The organism is Streptomyces sp. NPDC044063 (assembly GCF_056434285.1).
This window is the reverse complement of sequence record NZ_JBWKFM010000001.1, coordinates 459,817-476,107: the sequence shown is the minus strand read 5'-3', so window position 1 is coordinate 476,107 and position 16,291 is coordinate 459,817. Positions and strand designations below refer to the sequence as shown.

The 16,291-nt window shown below is 72.0% G+C and carries 12 protein-coding genes; 10 read left to right on the top strand and 2 right to left on the bottom strand.

From position 1 onward, the window contains the following. Positions 1 to 2: 2 nt before the first annotated feature. The 5 genes from AC07BS_RS02110 to AC07BS_RS02090 all read left to right on the top strand — a co-directional run bounded on the left by AC07BS_RS02110 (position 3) and on the right by AC07BS_RS02090 (position 7,986). Complete coding sequence (locus AC07BS_RS02110) at positions 3 to 836, top strand: endonuclease/exonuclease/phosphatase family protein (protein ID WP_478929492.1); 834 nt, start codon at positions 3 to 5, stop codon at positions 834 to 836. 405 nt (positions 837 to 1,241) lie between these two features. Continuing rightward, positions 1,242 to 1,367: a hypothetical protein gene (locus AC07BS_RS02105; protein ID WP_478929490.1), complete on the top strand. Its 126-nt coding sequence runs from the start codon at positions 1,242 to 1,244 to the stop codon at positions 1,365 to 1,367. Positions 1,368 to 1,389: 22 nt separating this feature from the next. Continuing rightward, complete coding sequence (locus AC07BS_RS02100) at positions 1,390 to 4,569, top strand: lantibiotic dehydratase (RefSeq protein WP_478929489.1); 3,180 nt, start codon at positions 1,390 to 1,392, stop codon at positions 4,567 to 4,569. After that, the gene (locus AC07BS_RS02095) at positions 4,566 to 5,894 is read left to right on the top strand and encodes a lanthionine synthetase C family protein (protein WP_478929487.1); all 1,329 of its coding nucleotides are present in this window, start codon (positions 4,566 to 4,568) and stop codon (positions 5,892 to 5,894) included. Before AC07BS_RS02100 ends, AC07BS_RS02095 begins: the two co-directional genes overlap by 4 nt. 145 nt (positions 5,895 to 6,039) lie before the next feature. Continuing rightward, positions 6,040 to 7,986: an APC family permease gene (locus AC07BS_RS02090; RefSeq protein WP_478929485.1), complete on the top strand. Its 1,947-nt coding sequence runs from the start codon at positions 6,040 to 6,042 to the stop codon at positions 7,984 to 7,986. 139 nt (positions 7,987 to 8,125) lie between these two features. On the opposite strand, the gene AC07BS_RS02085 is transcribed toward AC07BS_RS02090, so the two are convergent. Further along, on the bottom strand, positions 8,126 to 8,938 hold the full coding sequence (locus AC07BS_RS02085; protein WP_478638491.1) for an SDR family NAD(P)-dependent oxidoreductase: 813 nt from the start codon (positions 8,936 to 8,938) through the stop codon (positions 8,126 to 8,128). A 467-nt stretch (positions 8,939 to 9,405) separates the two neighbouring features. Here AC07BS_RS02085 and AC07BS_RS02080 point away from each other — a divergent pair, with 467 nt between their 5' ends. From AC07BS_RS02080 to AC07BS_RS02060, 5 genes are all read left to right on the top strand, one after another. Then, entirely contained in the window at positions 9,406 to 10,404 is a 999-nt protein-coding gene (locus tag AC07BS_RS02080; protein ID WP_478929483.1) for a hypothetical protein, read from the top strand. Positions 10,405 to 10,406: 2 nt separating this feature from the next. After that, positions 10,407 to 10,769, top strand: coding sequence for a GntR family transcriptional regulator (locus AC07BS_RS02075; RefSeq protein ID WP_478929481.1), 363 nt, complete (start codon positions 10,407 to 10,409; stop codon positions 10,767 to 10,769). Between the two features lie 178 nt (positions 10,770 to 10,947). Further along, positions 10,948 to 11,637, top strand: a complete 690-nt coding sequence (locus AC07BS_RS02070; RefSeq protein WP_478638497.1) for a sporulation delaying protein family toxin — start codon at positions 10,948 to 10,950, stop codon at positions 11,635 to 11,637. Positions 11,638 to 11,843: 206 nt separating this feature from the next. Beyond that, on the top strand, positions 11,844 to 12,383 hold the full coding sequence (locus AC07BS_RS02065; RefSeq protein ID WP_478638499.1) for an SdpA family antimicrobial peptide system protein: 540 nt from the start codon (positions 11,844 to 11,846) through the stop codon (positions 12,381 to 12,383). After that, a complete protein-coding gene (locus AC07BS_RS02060) occupies positions 12,377 to 13,447 on the top strand; it encodes a sporulation-delaying protein SdpB family protein (protein WP_478638501.1) in 1,071 nt (356 codons plus the stop codon). Before AC07BS_RS02065 ends, AC07BS_RS02060 begins: the two co-directional genes overlap by 7 nt. Here the strand turns inward: AC07BS_RS02060 and AC07BS_RS02055 are convergent. After that, positions 13,340 to 16,090 carry a helix-turn-helix transcriptional regulator gene (locus AC07BS_RS02055; RefSeq protein ID WP_478929479.1) on the bottom strand — a complete coding sequence of 917 codons (2,751 nt, stop codon included), beginning with the start codon at positions 16,088 to 16,090 and terminating at the stop codon, positions 13,340 to 13,342. The genes AC07BS_RS02060 and AC07BS_RS02055 overlap by 108 nt on opposite strands. Between the last annotated feature and the right edge of the window lie 201 nt (positions 16,091 to 16,291).

Below are 16,291 nucleotides of genomic sequence, written 5' to 3'. Positions count from 1 at the left end.
CGATGACCACCCACACGGTGATGTTCTGGAACCTCCACACCGTCGGCATCGAGCGGCACAACGGCGACCACAGCCGATGGGAGCTGCAGCGCGACCTCATCAGGGACCGTCGTCCCAGCGTCCTGATGGCCGCCGAGGGCTGGTGCTGGGACCTCGACGACCGGGCGCTGTTCGAGGACACCAAGCGCGGCCTGGACATGGACGGCGCGCTCTTCGAGGCGAAGACGGGATGTCACCAGGCGATCTTCTGGCGGCGTGACGCCGCCCTGCTGAAGTCCGCGGCGCAGCCGCACGATCTGGCGCAGTGGCACGGATACGGCAGCGCGGTCCTGCGGCTGCCCGGCCGTGGCGAACCGATCCGCTTCACGGTCGCCCACCTCGACCCCTACAGTCCGACGAGCCGGTGGATCGAGTCCGACCGGCTGCGCGGCCTGCTGGCCTCGGACCCCACGACGCCGACGGTGCTGGCCATGGACGCCAACACCGTGCCGCCGGGCGACCCCGAGCCCGACTGGTCGGGCCTTCCCCCCTACCGGCTCGGCAACCACGTACTGCCGGGACGAACGACGGCCGACCGCGTCCCGGTGGAACGGCTGCTGGGACCGGCGCACGCGCCGGCCCTGACCGACGTCGCCGCGCACCTCGGTGACCGGCGGCCCACCTTCACCGACCCGGCCGCCGGGGATCCCCCGCGCCGCATCGACCTCTTCCTGGTCTCACCACGACTGCTGCCCGACGTGGTCTCCTACCGCGTCGTCGGCGATCCACGACCGGACCCGGACCACGGACGCGCCGCATCGGACCACCGGCCGGTGGAGATCGACCTCGCGTCGTAGGCGCACCGGCGGCGCGCTCCCGGCTGAGCGGCAGCCTCCGCTCCGGCAACACCCTCAGGATTCACCCTTGTGGGTGATTCTGCGCGGTAAGTACCTCGATATCGTAAGAAGGTCTGTTTATTCACCTTGCGAGAAAGCGGGGGGGGAGCAATGGGTGAGAACGTCTCGGACGGCGCCACACTCGTCGACGACCCGTTCGATATCGATCTGCGCGTGTTGAATCCGGACGCCGGACTTGATGTGTGGTTGTCCCGCTGGCCGTCACAGGGTTGTCCCACCAGGCCGATTTGCGGCCCGACCGAGTCGCCCACCTGGGCGCCGACGTGTGGCGGTGGCCCCCAGTCCGGCAATCCCTGCAAGTGCTTCTGATCTCGGCTCGCACGGCATGGTGATGGGGGAAGGCCCATGAAGAAGTTGCTCGGAGTGCTCGCGATGCTCACGGCGGTCGCCGGGGTATGGCTGTACGTGCCCGGTGGCCTCGCGCCCGTCACGGCGTGCGTCGGCCTCGTGAACTGCCAGCACGTCCACTGACCGGAGCCGGCGACCTGTGTACGTGCCCGGCACAGTGGCCATGGTCCGGCTGCCCCTCATGCCTGCCGACTGCCTGCTGACGACCCGCTCGGGAAACTCGTCGGCCGCACACAGCACGGATGCCGGAGGGGAATGGCCGGATGACTGGCCCCGTGTCCTGGCCGGGCGGCTGTGGAGCGACGCGCGTCTGCGTGAGGCTGTCCGGATCTCCAGTCCGGCCCTGGCCGGTTCCGCCGACCGGCTGGTGGCCGGGCGGATCGCCGGGGCCGCTCGCAGTCGACGCGTGGCCCTGGCACTGACCCGCTACGCCGTGCGTGCCGCCGGACGACCCACGCCGTTCGGACTCCTGGCCGGCGTGTGTGCCGCCCGTTTCGGTGACACGGCGGACGTACGGATCGGGGAGGACCACCGCCGGTCCGTCCAGCCGGACGGCACGTGGCTGGCGGCTTTCGTCGGGCGCCTCGAGCAGGACGCCGACCTCCTGTGCCGTTTACAGCTGTTGATCAACGACCAGTGCCACGTACGGGGAAACCGTCTGGTCCTTCCCACCGGGCGGCAGACGCCGCCCGGTGCCGGTTCCGAGGCCGGTCGGCTGCCCGCAGGAGCGTCGGCGTTCTGCGAGAAGTCGGTCCGTCTGACCAAGGTCGTGGAGGAAGTGCTGCGGATCGCCGTCAGGCCGGTCGCCGGCGGTGAGCTGCTCGATGCGCTGGTGGTCTCCTTCGGGAGCCGGCATCGCGAGGCGGCCTTGGACGTGATCCACACGCTGATGGACCAGGGGTTCCTCGTATCCGAGCTGAGCCCGGCCCTTCTGGCACCCGATCCGCTCTCCCGTCTGGACGAGTTGCTCTCGGCCGTGGGCGATGCCGCTGCCCGGCAGCGCGAGAACCTCGGGCGCGTACAGGAGCGCGTGACGGCCTACCGGCTCAGCGGACCGGGTAGCCGGGAAGCGGAGCTGGAGGCGCTGCTCGCGACGCTGCACACGGTGCAGGAGACACCGGCGCGTGACCGTCCCCCCGTCCAGGTGGATCTGTTCCTCGATGCCGACATCACGCTGCCCGCGGAGGTCGGCCACGAGGCCGCCCGGGCTCTGGAGGTGCTGTGGCGCGTAGCTGCCCCTCATGCCCAGTCAGCAGGCGGGACGTATCACGCCGCTTTCGTCGAGCGGTACGGCACGCAGCGCCTCGTCCCGCTGGGTGAACTGCTCGATCCGGAACGCGGGCTGGGCCCTCCTGAGCACTTCGGCCCGGCCCGTCGCGCGGTCGCCCGGACGCCTGCCGAGGGTGTGGAGAGCAGGGCCGCGCGGGAGGTGCTGCTCGGCGAGCTCGTCCAGGCCGCCGGCGTGGGACCGCGCCGGGAAGTGGTGCTGACCGATGCCCAGGTCGAACGGCTTGCCTCGGCCGTGCGGCGCCGCCCGGCTCTCCTCACCGCGCCGACAGCCGAGATGTGCGCCCGCCTGCTGGCGGCTTCGGTGCCCGACCTGACGGCGGGTCGTTTCCTCCTCGTGCTGTCGGGCACGGGAGGCAGCACGCAGGCCGGGGCCCACTTCGGGCGCTTCGCCGGTCAGGTACCGGAGTTCGCCGGAGAGTTGGGCCGCATGCTGTCGGCCGGCCGGGAAGACCGTGGTGCGGTGCCCGCGCAGCTGGTGTACGCGCCGTCCGACGCCCGTCTGACCAACGTCTGCCGGGTGCCCCGGGTACTGGATCACACCCTGGTCGTCGGAGGCCACGCCGATCCCGCCGACCCCGGCGTGATCCGCCCCGATGACCTGCTGATCGGCGCCGACGAAGACAGGATGTACGCGGTCTCCCATCGCCTGGACCGTGAGGTGACGGTCCTGGTACCCCACATGCTGAACCCGCACGGCGCCGCCCCGCACCAGGCGAGGTTCCTCCAGGAGCTGGCTTTCCAGGAGCGCCGCGTGCACTGGACCTGGTCGTGGGGCGGGCTCGAGGTCCTGCCGTTCCTGCCTCGCGTACGACACCACCGCACCGTACTCGTCCCCGCACGCTGGCGGCCGGACGCGCCCCTGCGCGATGACTCCGGCCCCCATCAGCGCTGGGAAGCCTCCCTCGACCGATGGCGAGCGACGTGGCACGTCCCCGACCACGTCGCCCTGGTCCGGGGAGACCACCGACTGGCCGTGCACCTCGGGGACGCCTGGCACCGCCGCCTGGTCCGCGACGAGCTGCGCCGGCACCCCGACACGGTGATCGAGGAGGTCCCCCTGATCGACGGGAATCCCGGCAGAGGCTGGTCGGCCGGCTTCGCCGCGGAGGTCGTCATCCCCCTGCTCCCCTCCTCGCCCCCGTATACCGCCCGGCGCCGGCCCCGCACACCGGTACGTCCCGGCACCGTTCCATGCCACCTCCCCGGCGGGGAGTGGCTGTCGGCCAAGCTCTACGCCTCCGCGGAACGACACGACGAAATCCTCGTCGATCACCTGCGGCCCTTCGCCCGCACGCTGCCCGAGGCAGTGGACCGGTGGTTCTTCCTGCGCTACGCGGATCCGGCACCGCACCTGCGCCTCCGCTTCCACGCGCCCCCCGCGGTGCTCAGCAGTACCGTGCTGCCGGCGTTGCACGCCTGGGCACGGATGCTGCGGGAGCACGGCCTCCTCCAGGACCTGACCCTGTGCTCCTACGAGCCGGAGATCGAGCGTTACGGTGGCGCCGAGGCGATGGGGGCGGCCGAGGAGGTCTTCCGCGCCGACAGTCTCGCCGTCCTGGAGGTACTGCACGCCCGGACGGCCGGCCGGTGGCAGGTGCCCGGACCGGAGCTCGCCGCGGCGAGCATCATGCGGCTGGCGCGGCAGTTCGCCGGCGTTCTGGGAGACGGCTATGCCCTGCACCTCACCACCGGCCCGGGCTACCACCACACGAGCACACAGCAGCGGGCCCGAGCACGATCCTTCCTCGACCCGGCAGACGGCCAGGAGGGCGTACGCGAGCGCGGACCCGGCGCCGCCGTCGGCCTTCTGCTCGTCGCGCGGCACCCCGCCGTCAGTGCCTACGGGCGGCTCCTGCGGCACGCGGGACCGCGGCAGGGCTCGTCGGCGGCGGTGCTGCGCAGTCTCGGGCACATGACGGCCAACCGGCTCGGTCTCACCCACGAAGAAGAAAGGGCCGCTCACGAGCTGGTCCGGTACACGCTGCTGGCCGACTGTGCCCGCCACCGCGCCCACCGCGCGAGAGCGTCGGTATGACCGCTCGGAACAGCCCGCACCGCAGGGGCGCCCGCGCAACCCGCGAACGCGCGGCCGAGGCGGTGGCCCACGTCGCCGCCCGACTGGCCGACCCGGCGGAGGTGGCGGCCCGCTGTTCAGGAGCGGAAGAGCGACTGTGGCAGCCGCTGTCCCTGTCCGACGGTCACCCGGGCGTGGCCCTGCTCTTCGCCGAGCTGGCGGCCCACGACCCGGCGTTCCTGCGCACGGCTCACCGGCACCTGACGGCAGCCGCCCGCGGACCACTGCCTGACGGGGGGCTGTTCAACGGCGTGACGTCCCTGGCCTTCGCGGCAACGGCGTCAGCCGCCGCCCACCCCGGCCACCGTGCCTACAGGACGCTGCTGCGGCAGCTCGACGAGCGCGTCGTGAGGTACAGCGCGCTGCTGACCGGCCACGAGCGTGAGCGACGCGCCGGCACCCCCTTCTCCGGGCCGACCGCCTGGCACGTGTACGACGTGATCACCGGGCTGTCGGGCGTCGGGCGGTACCTGCTGCTACGAGGCGACTCAGCCGCCGCGAGCCGGGCGGCGCGCGCCCTGGTCTCGGTGTGCGCACCCGTACAGGGCGGCCGGGGCCCGGTGCCGGGGTGGTGGGCCGGCCACAGCCCCGGGGCGGACGCCGATGCCTATCCCCAAGGCCACCTCAACCTGGGACTGGCCCACGGAGCACCGGGCATTCTCGCCTTCCTCGCCCTGGCATGGCGGCAGGACTGCCGCGTGAACGGCCAGCGGCAGGTGATGGGCACCATCGTGGACTGGCTGCTGGACCGCGCGGGAACCAACGACGCCGGCCCCTACTGGACCTACGCGGTAGCGCCGGACGACGCCGCACCAACCGGTGCGAGCGCGACGGCCGGTCCGCCTGCCCGTACCGCCTGGTGCTACGGCAACCCGGGAATCGCCCGCGCCCTGTGGCTCGCCGGCCATGCCCTGGGAGAAACCTCCTGGCGACGGCACGGCGTAAAGGTTCTGCTGGCAGCACTCGAACGCCCGGGCACCGAGTGGGGCGTCCACGACGCTTCCCTGTGCCACGGATGGGCAGGGCTGTTGCAGATCGTCACCCTCATGGCGCGCTGCTCCCCGGACGCGGGACTTGAACCCGCGATCGACCACCTGGCCGCACAGACCCTGAGCGCTTTCGACACGGCCCTGCCCTTCGGCTTCCGCCAGCACCTGCCCAGCGGCGTGCCCATCAGTCGTCCCGGCTTCCTGGAAGGCGCTTCGGGCACGGCCCTCGCACTGCACGGGTACGCCTGCGCAGCACCACCTCGTACCCCTTGGGAAGCAGCGCTCCTGCTGAACTGACGGGCTTGGCCACGCCCGGCAAGCGGATCTTGACGTTTTCCTGACGCCCCTCCCCGGACAGGGCCAAGAGCTCATTGCTTACGCTGGCTCGGCTGTCCCCACGATGGCCGAATTCCGACCTCAGCAGAAGCACCAGGAGCACCACATGGCCACCCCGACCGACACGCACACGAGTCGTCTACGGAGGTGGATGCTGGAGGGGCTCTCCGACATGGGCAAGGGCCGTCCTTCGCAGGCCGCGCCGGCGCCCGAGCACAAGGGCCAGCCCTGGTACCGGGTGATGTGCCTGACCGGTGTCGACTATTTCTCGACACTCGGCTATCAGCCGGGCATCGCCGCCCTGGCCGCCGGTCTCCTCTCCCCTGTCGCGACGATCGTGCTCGTGATCGTGACCCTGGCCGGCGCGCTGCCCGTCTACCGGCGCGTGGCCGAGGAGAGCCCGCACGGCGAGGGTTCGATCTCGATGCTGTCGCGGCTGCTGTCCTTCTGGAAGGGGAAGCTGTTCGTCCTCACCCTGCTGGGCTTCGCCGCGACCGACTTCCTGATCACGATCACGCTGTCGGCCGCGGACGCCTCCACCCACCTGGTGGAGAACCCCAATCTGGCAGCGGCCCTCCACGACAAGCAGGTACTGATCACCATGATCCTCATCGCGCTGCTCGGCGCGGTGTTCCTCAAGGGCTTCATGGAGGCGATCGGCGTCGCCGTCGTCCTGGTCACGGTCTACCTCGCGCTCAACGCGGTGGTCGTGGTCACCGGCCTGTGGCACGTCCTCACCGAAGGTCACGTCGTCACCGACTGGACCGCCGCCCTCACCACCGAGCACGGCAACGTCTTCGTCATGATCGGCGTCGCTCTGATCGTCTTCCCGAAGCTGGCACTCGGCCTGTCCGGCTTCGAGACCGGCGTGGCCGTGATGCCGCACGTCAAGGGCGCCCCGGACGACAGCGAGGACAAGCCCGCCGGGCGGATCCGCGACACCAAGAAGCTGCTCACGACCGCCGCGGTCATCATGAGCGTCTTCCTGATCCTGACCAGCTTCATCACCACGGTGCTCATCCCGCACAAGGAGTTCGAGTCCGGCGGCGCCGCCAGCGGCCGCGCGCTCGCCTACCTGGCGCACGAGTACCTGGGCAACGCCTTCGGCACGGTCTACGACGTCTCGACCATCCTCATCCTGTGGTTCGCGGGCGCCTCCGCCATGGCCGGGCTGCTCAACCTGATGCCGCGCTATCTGCCCAAGTACGGCATGGCCCCGCACTGGGCCCGCGCCGTGCGGCCCATGGTGATCGTCTTCACCCTCGTCGCCTTCCTCGTCACCTGGCTCTTCGACGCCGACGTCGACGCCCAGGGCGGCGCCTACGCCACCGGCGTCCTCGTCCTCATCTGCTCCGCCGCCATCGCCGTCACCATCGCCGCCCGCAAGGCCGGCCAGCGCGGCTGGACCATCGCCTTCGGTGTCATCTCGGCCGTCTTCCTCTACACCACCGTCCTCAACGTGATCGAGCGCCCGGACGGCGTGAAGATCGGTGCCTGCTTCACCGCCGGCATCCTCCTCGTCTCCCTTCTCTCCCGACTCGGCCGCGCCTTCGAGCTCCGCGTCACGCATGTGGAACTCGACGAGACGGCCGAGCGGTTCATTCGCGACATCTCCCAGCGCCCGCCACGCTTCATAGCCAACGAACCCGACGAGCGCGACATCACCGAATACCGCGAGAAGATCGAACAGATCCGCGCCGACAACGACATCCCCACCACCGAGGACCTCGTCTTCGTCGAGGTCACGGTCACCGACCCCTCCGAGTTCGAGGCCGGCCTGACCGTACGCGGCGAGATCATGCACGACCGCTACCGCGTCCTCACGATGGAGAGCTCCTCCGTCCCCAACGCCCTCGCGGCCTTCCTCCTCCACGCCCGCGACCTCACCGGCACCCGCCCCCACGTCTTCTTCGAGTGGACCGAGGGCAACCCCTTCACCAACTTCGTCCGCTTCTTCCTCTTCGGCCAGGGTGAGGTCGCTCCGGTCACTCGAGAGATCCTGCGCGAGGCCGAACCGGACCGCGACCGCCGCCCTCGCGTCCACGTCGGCTGACCGGCCGGGTGCGGCCGCCCGCCACCTGCGGTCGGGTGGCCCCCGCGGAAGGCCGCCGGGAACCATGACCGCCGTGCCTGTGATCAGCTGCAGGCCTTGCTGCCGTGGTTGGCGTTCTTACAGGCGCGCTTGGACGAGGTCAGGCCGTCCGGGCGACCAGCTGGCCGGCGAGCTTGCACAGCCGGCGCACCGTTCGTTCCTCCATGGCCACGGGCGCGGCCGGGGACAGGGCGGTGCGGTCGTAGTAGGCGCCGGGGACGAGCTCGGCGACCGGGTCGCACAGTCGTACGATGCGCTCGGCGCCCTGCAGGGCGGAATCACCTTCGTGCGCGTACAGCGGCAGCAGTGCGGTGTCACACACGCCCGGGTGCACACTGACCGACGTCCACGGCGCCTGTTCACGGGCGAAAATCGTCAGCGCGAGCTGGGACTGGGCGTAAGCGGCCAGGCGGGAGTACCGCTTGGCACGCTGCGGGTCGTTCCAGGAAATGGACGCCGTGCGGTGCATCGAGGACGAGACGTTGACGACACGGGCGCCCGGCCGGGCTCCAAGAGGGCCCGCGAGCTCGTGGGTGAGCAGGTAGGCGGCCAGAAAGTTGACCTGGAACGAGAGCTCATTGCCGTCGACGGTCACGGTGCGCCGCTCGGGCGCGGCGACGGCCGCGTTGTTCACCAGGACGTCGAGGACGGGGTGCTCCTCGGCGACGCGGGCCGCCATGGCCCGTACCTCGTCCAGCCGGGAGAAGTCGGCGACGACGAGGCGCAGGCGCAGGGTGTCGGCACCGGTCGCGACCAGACGGGCGATGGCGTCGTCGCCGGAGACCTGGTCGGGGGCGTGCACGATGACCGTGTCCCCCCGGCCGGCGAGCAGCCGGGCGGTCTCCCAGCCGATGCCGGAGGTGGCACCGGTGACCAGAACGGTCCTGGGAGCGGGCGAGACAGCAGAAGACATGGGAATCCACTCCGGGAATTCGAGCAGAGCGGCAGCCGGGGTCGCCTCGTGGCGGGCTGCCGTGCGAACGAAAGGCGACGTCAGCGGCGGCGCACGGGAATGTGCGCGCCGACGGGCCGGATGGTGTGCGACAACATCACGACAACGCGCCGGGCGCTGTCGCGGTGTCGCGGAAGGGAAATGCGCTCAGCGCGCGGAAAGCGAACAACGCGCGCTGCCGGGCGGCGCCGTATGAGGCGGCCGGTCGTCGTGGCGCAGATGGCTGTTCACGGCCACCATTCAAGGAGCCGGGACGGCCTGGCGCAAGCGCCGCGCCACATCCCTGACGCCGTTCTGACACGCCGGCCGGAGAGGCCGGAGCCTCGCGGACGACGGGGCGTTCGAACCGCGTCAGGAAGCAGGCGCCCCGTCTTCCCCGCCCCGTCCTCCGTAGTTCTACTAGTTGGCGAACAAGTGGAGGTAGTCCCATGCCGCAATCGCCGCAATCACAGCCCGCGTCCGTCAGCGCCCGCCGCGTCCTCGTCGCGGTCGTACCACCCCTGATCGCCGCCGCCACCGTCCTGGCGACGTACCTGTCCGCCCATGACCGACTCGCCGACCGGATGGCCGTCCACTTCGGAGGGGGAGGTGACGCCGACGGCTTCTCCGGGCAAGGCGCCTTCCTCGCCACCGCGTTGGGCGTACTGATCGGCGACGGAGTGCTCTTCGGCGCACTCGCCTACTGGATACGGACGACTCCCGGTGTCCAGCGCGTCCTCGCCGTCATCGGCGGCTCCGTCGCGGTACTGACCGGATGGCTGATCGTCGCCGTGCTGCTGGCCAACACCGACGTCGACGACGCCTCGTCCGTGACCCTGCCCGGCACACAGGCCGCCCTCGCCTTCGCGGCAACGGCGGTCTACGCGGCAGTGGGCTGGCTGATCTGCGGCAAGGCCGAGGAGGCCGAGACCGTCTCCGGCCCCTCCGCCGGTGCCGAGCGTCTCGCGCTCGGAGACTCCGAGGCCGCAGGCTGGACCCGCGTCGCCGGATCCCCGGTGCTGACCGTCACCGGTGTCCTGGTGATGGCCGTCGGCCTCGTCGTCGGGCTCACCACCGGCTGGGTGCCGGCGCTGCTCTTCCTGATCACCGGAGCGCCCATGGCCCTGCTGACGGGCGCCCGCGTCACCGCGGACCGGCGTGGCATCACCGTCACGCCCTCCCTCGTACCCTGGCCCCGCCTCAACGTGCCGCTCGGGCGGATCGCCGAAGCCGGCCACCGCACCGTCGACCCCGTGCGTGACTTCGGCGGCTGGGGCTACCGCGCCCGCCCCGGAGCCAGCGGCATCGTGCTGCGCTCCGGTGACGCCATCTCGGCCCGGCTGACGACCGGGAGCGAATTCGTGGTGACCGTGGACGACGCCGCCACCGCGGCGGCCCTCCTCAACACCCTCGCCGATCGCGAACGCCGCATCGCCGCCGGAGGGTGACCGTGCTTTTCCGCGTCGATCCCTCCTCGCAGATCCCCCTCGGTGACCAGATCGCCGCCTGTGTCCGCGGCGCCATCGCCGACGGCACCGTGCGCACCGGCGAACGTCTGCCCTCCGCCCGTGACGTCGCCGCGTCCCTCGGCGTCAACATGCACACCGTCCTCCGCGGCTATCGCCGACTGCGCGAGGAAGGGCTGCTCGAAGTGCGCCGCAGCCGGGGCGCCGTCGTCACCGCGGGACGAACCGTCGAGGGGGCCCGGCTCGCGGCCCAGGCCCACCAGCTGGTGGCCGACGCACGCAGCCTCGGGATGGCCGACGATGACGTGCTCGCCCTCGTCAGGGTCTCCCTGGCCGACGGAACCTGAACCTCCGCTGTTAAGGCGGTAGTTCCCCGTCATCAAGATCGCATAAGGAACCCTCGCCGGACGGTGACCTGACCCACCGGTAATGGAAACGTTCCGGCCCGAAGATCGCGAGTCCCGCGGCAGGCGCCCTCTGTCCCTGCCGTGGGATCGCCAGGCCCACATCCGAGGGGGAACCTCCATGAAGATCAACCCGCGCACCGCCGGCATCATCGCCGGTCTGACCGCCACCGCGGTCTGCGTCACCGGCGCCACGGCCGCCGCGGCGCCGAGCTCCGCCGGCCACGCACACACCGTGCGGGCCGCGGCCGCCAAGCCGGCCCCGAACACCGCCGAGGACGGCAAGGCCGTCTTCAAGGGCCTGTTCTTCGGCCAGGGCGAGGTCGGTGCCGAGCTCGCCAAGAACCCGCTGTTCAGCGACATGCGCAAGGAACTCGCCAAGGGCGACGCCAAGGACTCCGCGCGCGTGGCCCGGATCGTCACCGACGCCGTGGACGCGAAGTACCCCGGCTTCTTCGCGGCCTTCGGCAAGAAGGCCCGCAGCGGCGACCCGCGCAAGGTCGAATCCGCCGTCAACGACGCGCAGGCCAAGCTGCTGTCGACCGTGAAGACGACCGGCGCCAAGAGCTCCGCCCAGCCGGTCCAGAACGGCCAGATGTGCGGCACCTTCGTCGCCGTCGCCGGCGCGGTCGTCCACATCGCCGCCGCCGTGACGGCCGCGGCCGCCGCGGTCACCGTGACCGTCGCGGTCGGCGCCAACTTCGTCAAGGCCAAGAACTGGTTCTGGAGCGTGGCGCCCAAGGACGACACCACCGCCCTGGGCCACGACGAGGCCGTCGCCACCGTGACGAAGATCCTCAAGACCGCCTGACCCGGGCGCGTCCTCACCAGAACGCACCCCTGATCGTGGGCCGGGCCACGCCGGCCGCCCGGCCCACGCACCAACTCAGCCGAAACAACCGGGAAGACGACGTGATACCCGCCCGAAGCACCGCAGGAGAACGGCCCGAACGGACATCAGGAGTCCGCCGCTTCCTCCGCTCAGCCGCACAAGGCCCCGCGCCTCACCGCGTCCACGTGTCCCGGCGCTCGGTGCTGGCCGTCACCCTGGCCTGGAGCGTGGCGGTCCTCTACGTGGCGCAGGTGCACGTGCCCAGGAATGTGCTCTCCCTGCCCGGCCAGAAGCAGGTCCGCTCCACGGTGGCCAACGTCGCACCGCAGGGGTGGGCGTTCTTCACCAAGTCTCCCCGGGACGTGGAGGTCCTGCCCTACCGGCGGACCACGGACGGCGACTGGGCATCCTTGGCACTGACGCCGCATTCCAGCCCCCGCAACGCCTTCGGCCTCGACCGCGCCTCCCGCTCGCAGGGCATCGAGATCTCCCTCCTGCTCAACCTGGCGGAGAAGAAGGAGTGGAAGGAGTGCGAGGAGGCCGGCCTCGCCGATTGCCTGACGAACGCCCGGTCGTCCCGGAAGGTCAAGAATCCCTCGCCCGAGCCGACCGTCTGCGGGCGCGTCGCACTCGTCCAGGAAAAGCCCGTCCCGTGGGCCTGGCGCGACCTCGTCGACGAGCGTGCCACTCCCGAGCGCTACCTCGCCATGGACGTCACATGCTGAACACCCCGATGCCCCGCCGCGCCCGCGGCATTCCCCTGCCCTGGGGCAACGTCTTCGGCCTCGCCCGCACCCTGCTCGCCCTCGGCACCGCCGGCACTCTCGCCTTCAGCAGCTCGGCGACCCTCTTCCGGCCCGTCGTCACCATCGGCGAGTACCCGCTGTGCCAGGGCATGACGGCCGGCGGCGCCTTCTGCCTCGTACCGCGCGGGCAGTTCGACCTGCTGCGCTGGCTCTGCGTCGCCGTCCTGCTGGTCGTCGCGTCGGGCTGGCGGCCACGGCTCACCGCCCTCCCCCACGCCTACATCAGCTTCAGCGTCTTCTCCGGCATCGCCATCGGCGACGGCGGCGACCAGATCACCTGGATCCTCTCCCTGCTCCTGGCCCTCGTCGCCATCGGTGACGGCCGCCGCTGGCACTGGCAGACGCACCGTTCCGATACGAAGGACGAGCCCGCGTCCCGCGCCACGCGCCTGTGGGCCCTGCTCGGTGTGAGCGCGTGGACCATCGCCCGCCTGCAGATGGCCCTCCTGTACTTCCAGGCGAGCGTGGCCAAGCTCCCGCACACCGAGTGGGCCGACGGCAGCGCCATGTACTACTGGGCCAACAACTCCTCCTTCGGCTTCCCCGAGTGGATACGGCCCCTCACCGACCACGTCGTCTACTCCCCCGTCGGCATCGCCGCCCTGACCTGGCTGCCCATCGCCCTCGAACTCGCCCTCGCGGCCTCCCCGCTGATGTCACAGCGCGCCCGCTGGGTGCTCCTGCCGCTGGGCATCGCCTTCCACCTCGGCATCGCCGTGCTGATGGGCCTGTGGAGCTTCGCCCTGGCCATGGGGGCCGGTCTCTTCCTCCTGCTCAGCCCCATCGGTCACAGCTTCCCGTCCCTCTCCACCGACCGTTCGCGAAAGAAGCAGACCTCGTCATGCCGACGATCCCCGCGCGCCGGCAGGCGAAGGTCATTCGCCCTCCGCGTCCCGCCTCATGCGGGCCAGCTCCACACGCGAACCGATGCCGAGCTTCCGGAAGATCTGCCGCAGGTGGTGGTTGACCGTGTGCGGGGATAGGAACATCTGCCGTGCCGCCTCCCGGTTGGTCAGCCCGGTCGCCACCAGGTCCGCCACGGCCCGCTCGGTGTCGGTGAGGCTTTCCCAGCCCGTGGCGGGCCGCTCCGCGTACGTCCAGTGCCTGCTGCGGATGCCCAGCCTCCGCAGCACGCTCCGGACGCGGGCCGTGTCCGGGGCCGAGCCGGCCTCGCGGTAGCCGCGGAGGGCGGCCTGGAGGTGCCGGGCCGCGGCCGTTCGATCCTCGTCGGCGATGTCACCCCCGGCGCGGGGCGCCTCCGCGAGCAGCATCAGGCCCAGGTCCTCCGCGGCCTGGGCCCCGGCCCAGGGATCGCGATGGCCGGTCATCGCGCGCCGCAGCTCCGGCTCCGATCCGCGCAGGACGGCATCGGCGTGCGCGGCGGCCTCGGCCAGGGCGCCGATGCCGGGGTTGCGCTCGGCGGTCCGCCGGGCGAACGCGACGACTCGCCGGGCGAGGTCGTGGTCGCCGGTGCTCCGCGCGGCCCGCGCCAGCCATGCCGGGACGGCCGGCCCGGCCAGCGACACCGCCCGCACGGTCGTGTCCCGGTCCTGCCCGAGGCCGGCGAGCTCCCGCAGCACGGCGTCCGGTCCCCCTCGGGCCTCCGCGATCCTGAGCAGGGTCAGCAGTGCGTGGCCCGCCGCCGCGTCGCAGCCGGACGTCTCCGTCAGCGTCCGCAGGCGCCGGGCGCACTCCGCCGCCCGGTGCTGGTCGCCCCGGCGCAGCGCGACCTCGGCCCGCACCGACAGGGCCAGCAGCACGGCGCCACCGGTCCGGGCGCCCCCGTCGGAGTCCAGCACCGCCTCCGCGTGACCGGTGGCCTCGTCCAGAGCGCCGGCCACGAGGGCGAGCAGCGCACGCGGAGCCAGGAACAACGGGTTCCAGGCCGGCAGGTCCGTGCCGCTGATCTCCTTGTCGAGTTCGTCGACGACCGTCTCGGCCTCGTCCAGCTCACGCAGTTGCGCGAGCATCACGGCGAGCTGCGGCCGGGCGTCCCAGAAGTACCCCGCGGTCGCGCCGGAGCCGGTGGCGTCCTGGACCGCGCGGATCTCCGTCAGTGCCTCGGCGGCCAGGCCCTCGTGCCAGCGGGCGACGGCACGCAACAGGCCTCCCGACGCTACGGCCTCCGGCTCCCCCGTGGCCCGCAGCGTCTCCGCTCGCGCGTCGGTGCCCCCCAGGTCTCCGGGGCGGTAGGCGGACCGGGCCCCCAACGCCTCGATGCCGCTCCGGTGCCGCCCGGTCCGTCCCGGCCAGGCCGGAGCCGGCCGGCCCGCCGCCGGAACGCTCGGGGTGGGGTCCCCGGTCATGAGGTCGACGGAGGCGAGGGTGTAGCGCAGGTCGGCCGCGGCGGTCGGACCGCAGGCGTCGGCCAGGGCGTCGCGGGCGATGTCCGCCGCGTGGGCAAGCCGCCCCTCGGCGGCGAGTCCCAGGGCGGTGATGGCCTGGAGACGGGAATGGTCCGCGGTGCGGGTGGCCGGGTCGAGCGCGGCACTCACCAGGTCGACGGCCCGGCGGGGGTCGGTCTTCAGCAGTTCCCTGGCGGCACGGTCGAGGTCCTCGACAGCCCGTGTCTCACCGGCGCGCACGGCATCGGCCAGTCGTTCGGCCGCCGCCCGGATCTCGCCCCCGCGCATCAGCGCCCCGCCGAGCTCCCGCAGGAGCGCCGACCTTACGGGCGGCGGGAGTTCGTCGCGCAGACAGCGCCAGACCAGCTCGTGGCGGAACCTCAGGCGATGGTTCGTGCTCTCCAGGAGTCCGGCGGCCACCGCTTCCTGGACCACCGGCAGCAGGTCCAGCGCCGTCCGGCCGAAGAGTGCGGTGATGTCCCCCAGGGCGAAGGACCTGCCGGCGACCGCGGCCACGTCCAGCAGGGACCGGCAACCGGCCGACAGCCCGGCCAGCGGTCCCAGCACGAGCCGTCGCACGGGCCCGGGCACGGTCCGTCCCACAGCGCCCGCCCGCTCCTGGCCGGTCGACGCCCATCCGGCGTCCCGAAGGGCCTTCACCAGGGTCAGGACCGTCGCGGGTACTCCCTGAGCGGCCGAGACGAGATCGAGCAGCTCCGCCGAGGGCCGCTCCCCGAGTTCATCGGCGACGAGCTGGGACACCGCACGGTCGCACAGGGCGTCGACGGCGCATGACACCGCGCCGAGATCCCTGAGCGCGGCGAACAGTCTGTCCGCCGCGGGGTTCCCATCGCCGGGCCGCCGGGCGAGGACGAACGCCAGGGGCAGTCCCGGTGCCGTGGCCAGTTCACGCAAGGCCGCCACCGTGTCCGGCACGGCCCACTGCACGTCGTCCACGACGACGAGCACGGGGCGCGGATCGCGGCCGGCTCCCAGGTGCCCGACGAGTCGCCTCAGCGGATCACCCGGGCACGCCACGGATCCGCGCGGGGCGTCCGGGGGAAGCCCCAGCGAGATCCGGAGCCGGGGATCACCCGGGTGGTCCGCCTGCACCAGGGCGACACGGTGGCCCCGCTGCCGGGCCTCCTCCATCACCGCGGTGATCAGCGCCGTCTTGCCGCTGCCCGCACCGCCCTCGACCAACGCGACCCGGCCCCGGCCCGTGACGGTCGCGTCGAGGAATCCACTGAGCAGGGCCGACTCCGCCTTGCGCCCCCGCAACAGGCGCCCTCCCCCGCCCCGGACGGAGTTCGCGGGCAGGTGATCCGCCGTGAACGCCATGGGAAACGGTGCCGACAACCGTGGTGCCGATCGCTCGATGACCACTCGGGGAGGACCCACGGCCGCGATATCGTCCGGCTCGGCGACGGCCGTCGCCGCGTCGCGACGCGGTCGTCGTGCGGGGGGTTGGTGAGTTCCTTG

Coding starts and splice junctions, on each gene's coding strand:
- AC07BS_RS02080 (WP_478929483.1), top strand. CDS start 9,406: ATGCCGCAATCGCCGCAATCACAGCCCGCGTCCGTCAGCGCCCGCCGC.
- AC07BS_RS02090 (WP_478929485.1), top strand. CDS start 6,040: ATGGCCACCCCGACCGACACGCACACGAGTCGTCTACGGAGGTGGATG.
- AC07BS_RS02095 (WP_478929487.1), top strand. CDS start 4,566: ATGACCGCTCGGAACAGCCCGCACCGCAGGGGCGCCCGCGCAACCCGC.
- AC07BS_RS02070 (WP_478638497.1), top strand. CDS start 10,948: ATGAAGATCAACCCGCGCACCGCCGGCATCATCGCCGGTCTGACCGCC.
- AC07BS_RS02105 (WP_478929490.1), top strand. CDS start 1,242: ATGAAGAAGTTGCTCGGAGTGCTCGCGATGCTCACGGCGGTCGCCGGG.
- AC07BS_RS02060 (WP_478638501.1), top strand. CDS start 12,377: ATGCTGAACACCCCGATGCCCCGCCGCGCCCGCGGCATTCCCCTGCCC.
- AC07BS_RS02110 (WP_478929492.1), top strand. CDS start 3: ATGACCACCCACACGGTGATGTTCTGGAACCTCCACACCGTCGGCATC.
- AC07BS_RS02085 (WP_478638491.1), bottom strand. CDS start 8,938: ATGTCTTCTGCTGTCTCGCCCGCTCCCAGGACCGTTCTGGTCACCGGT.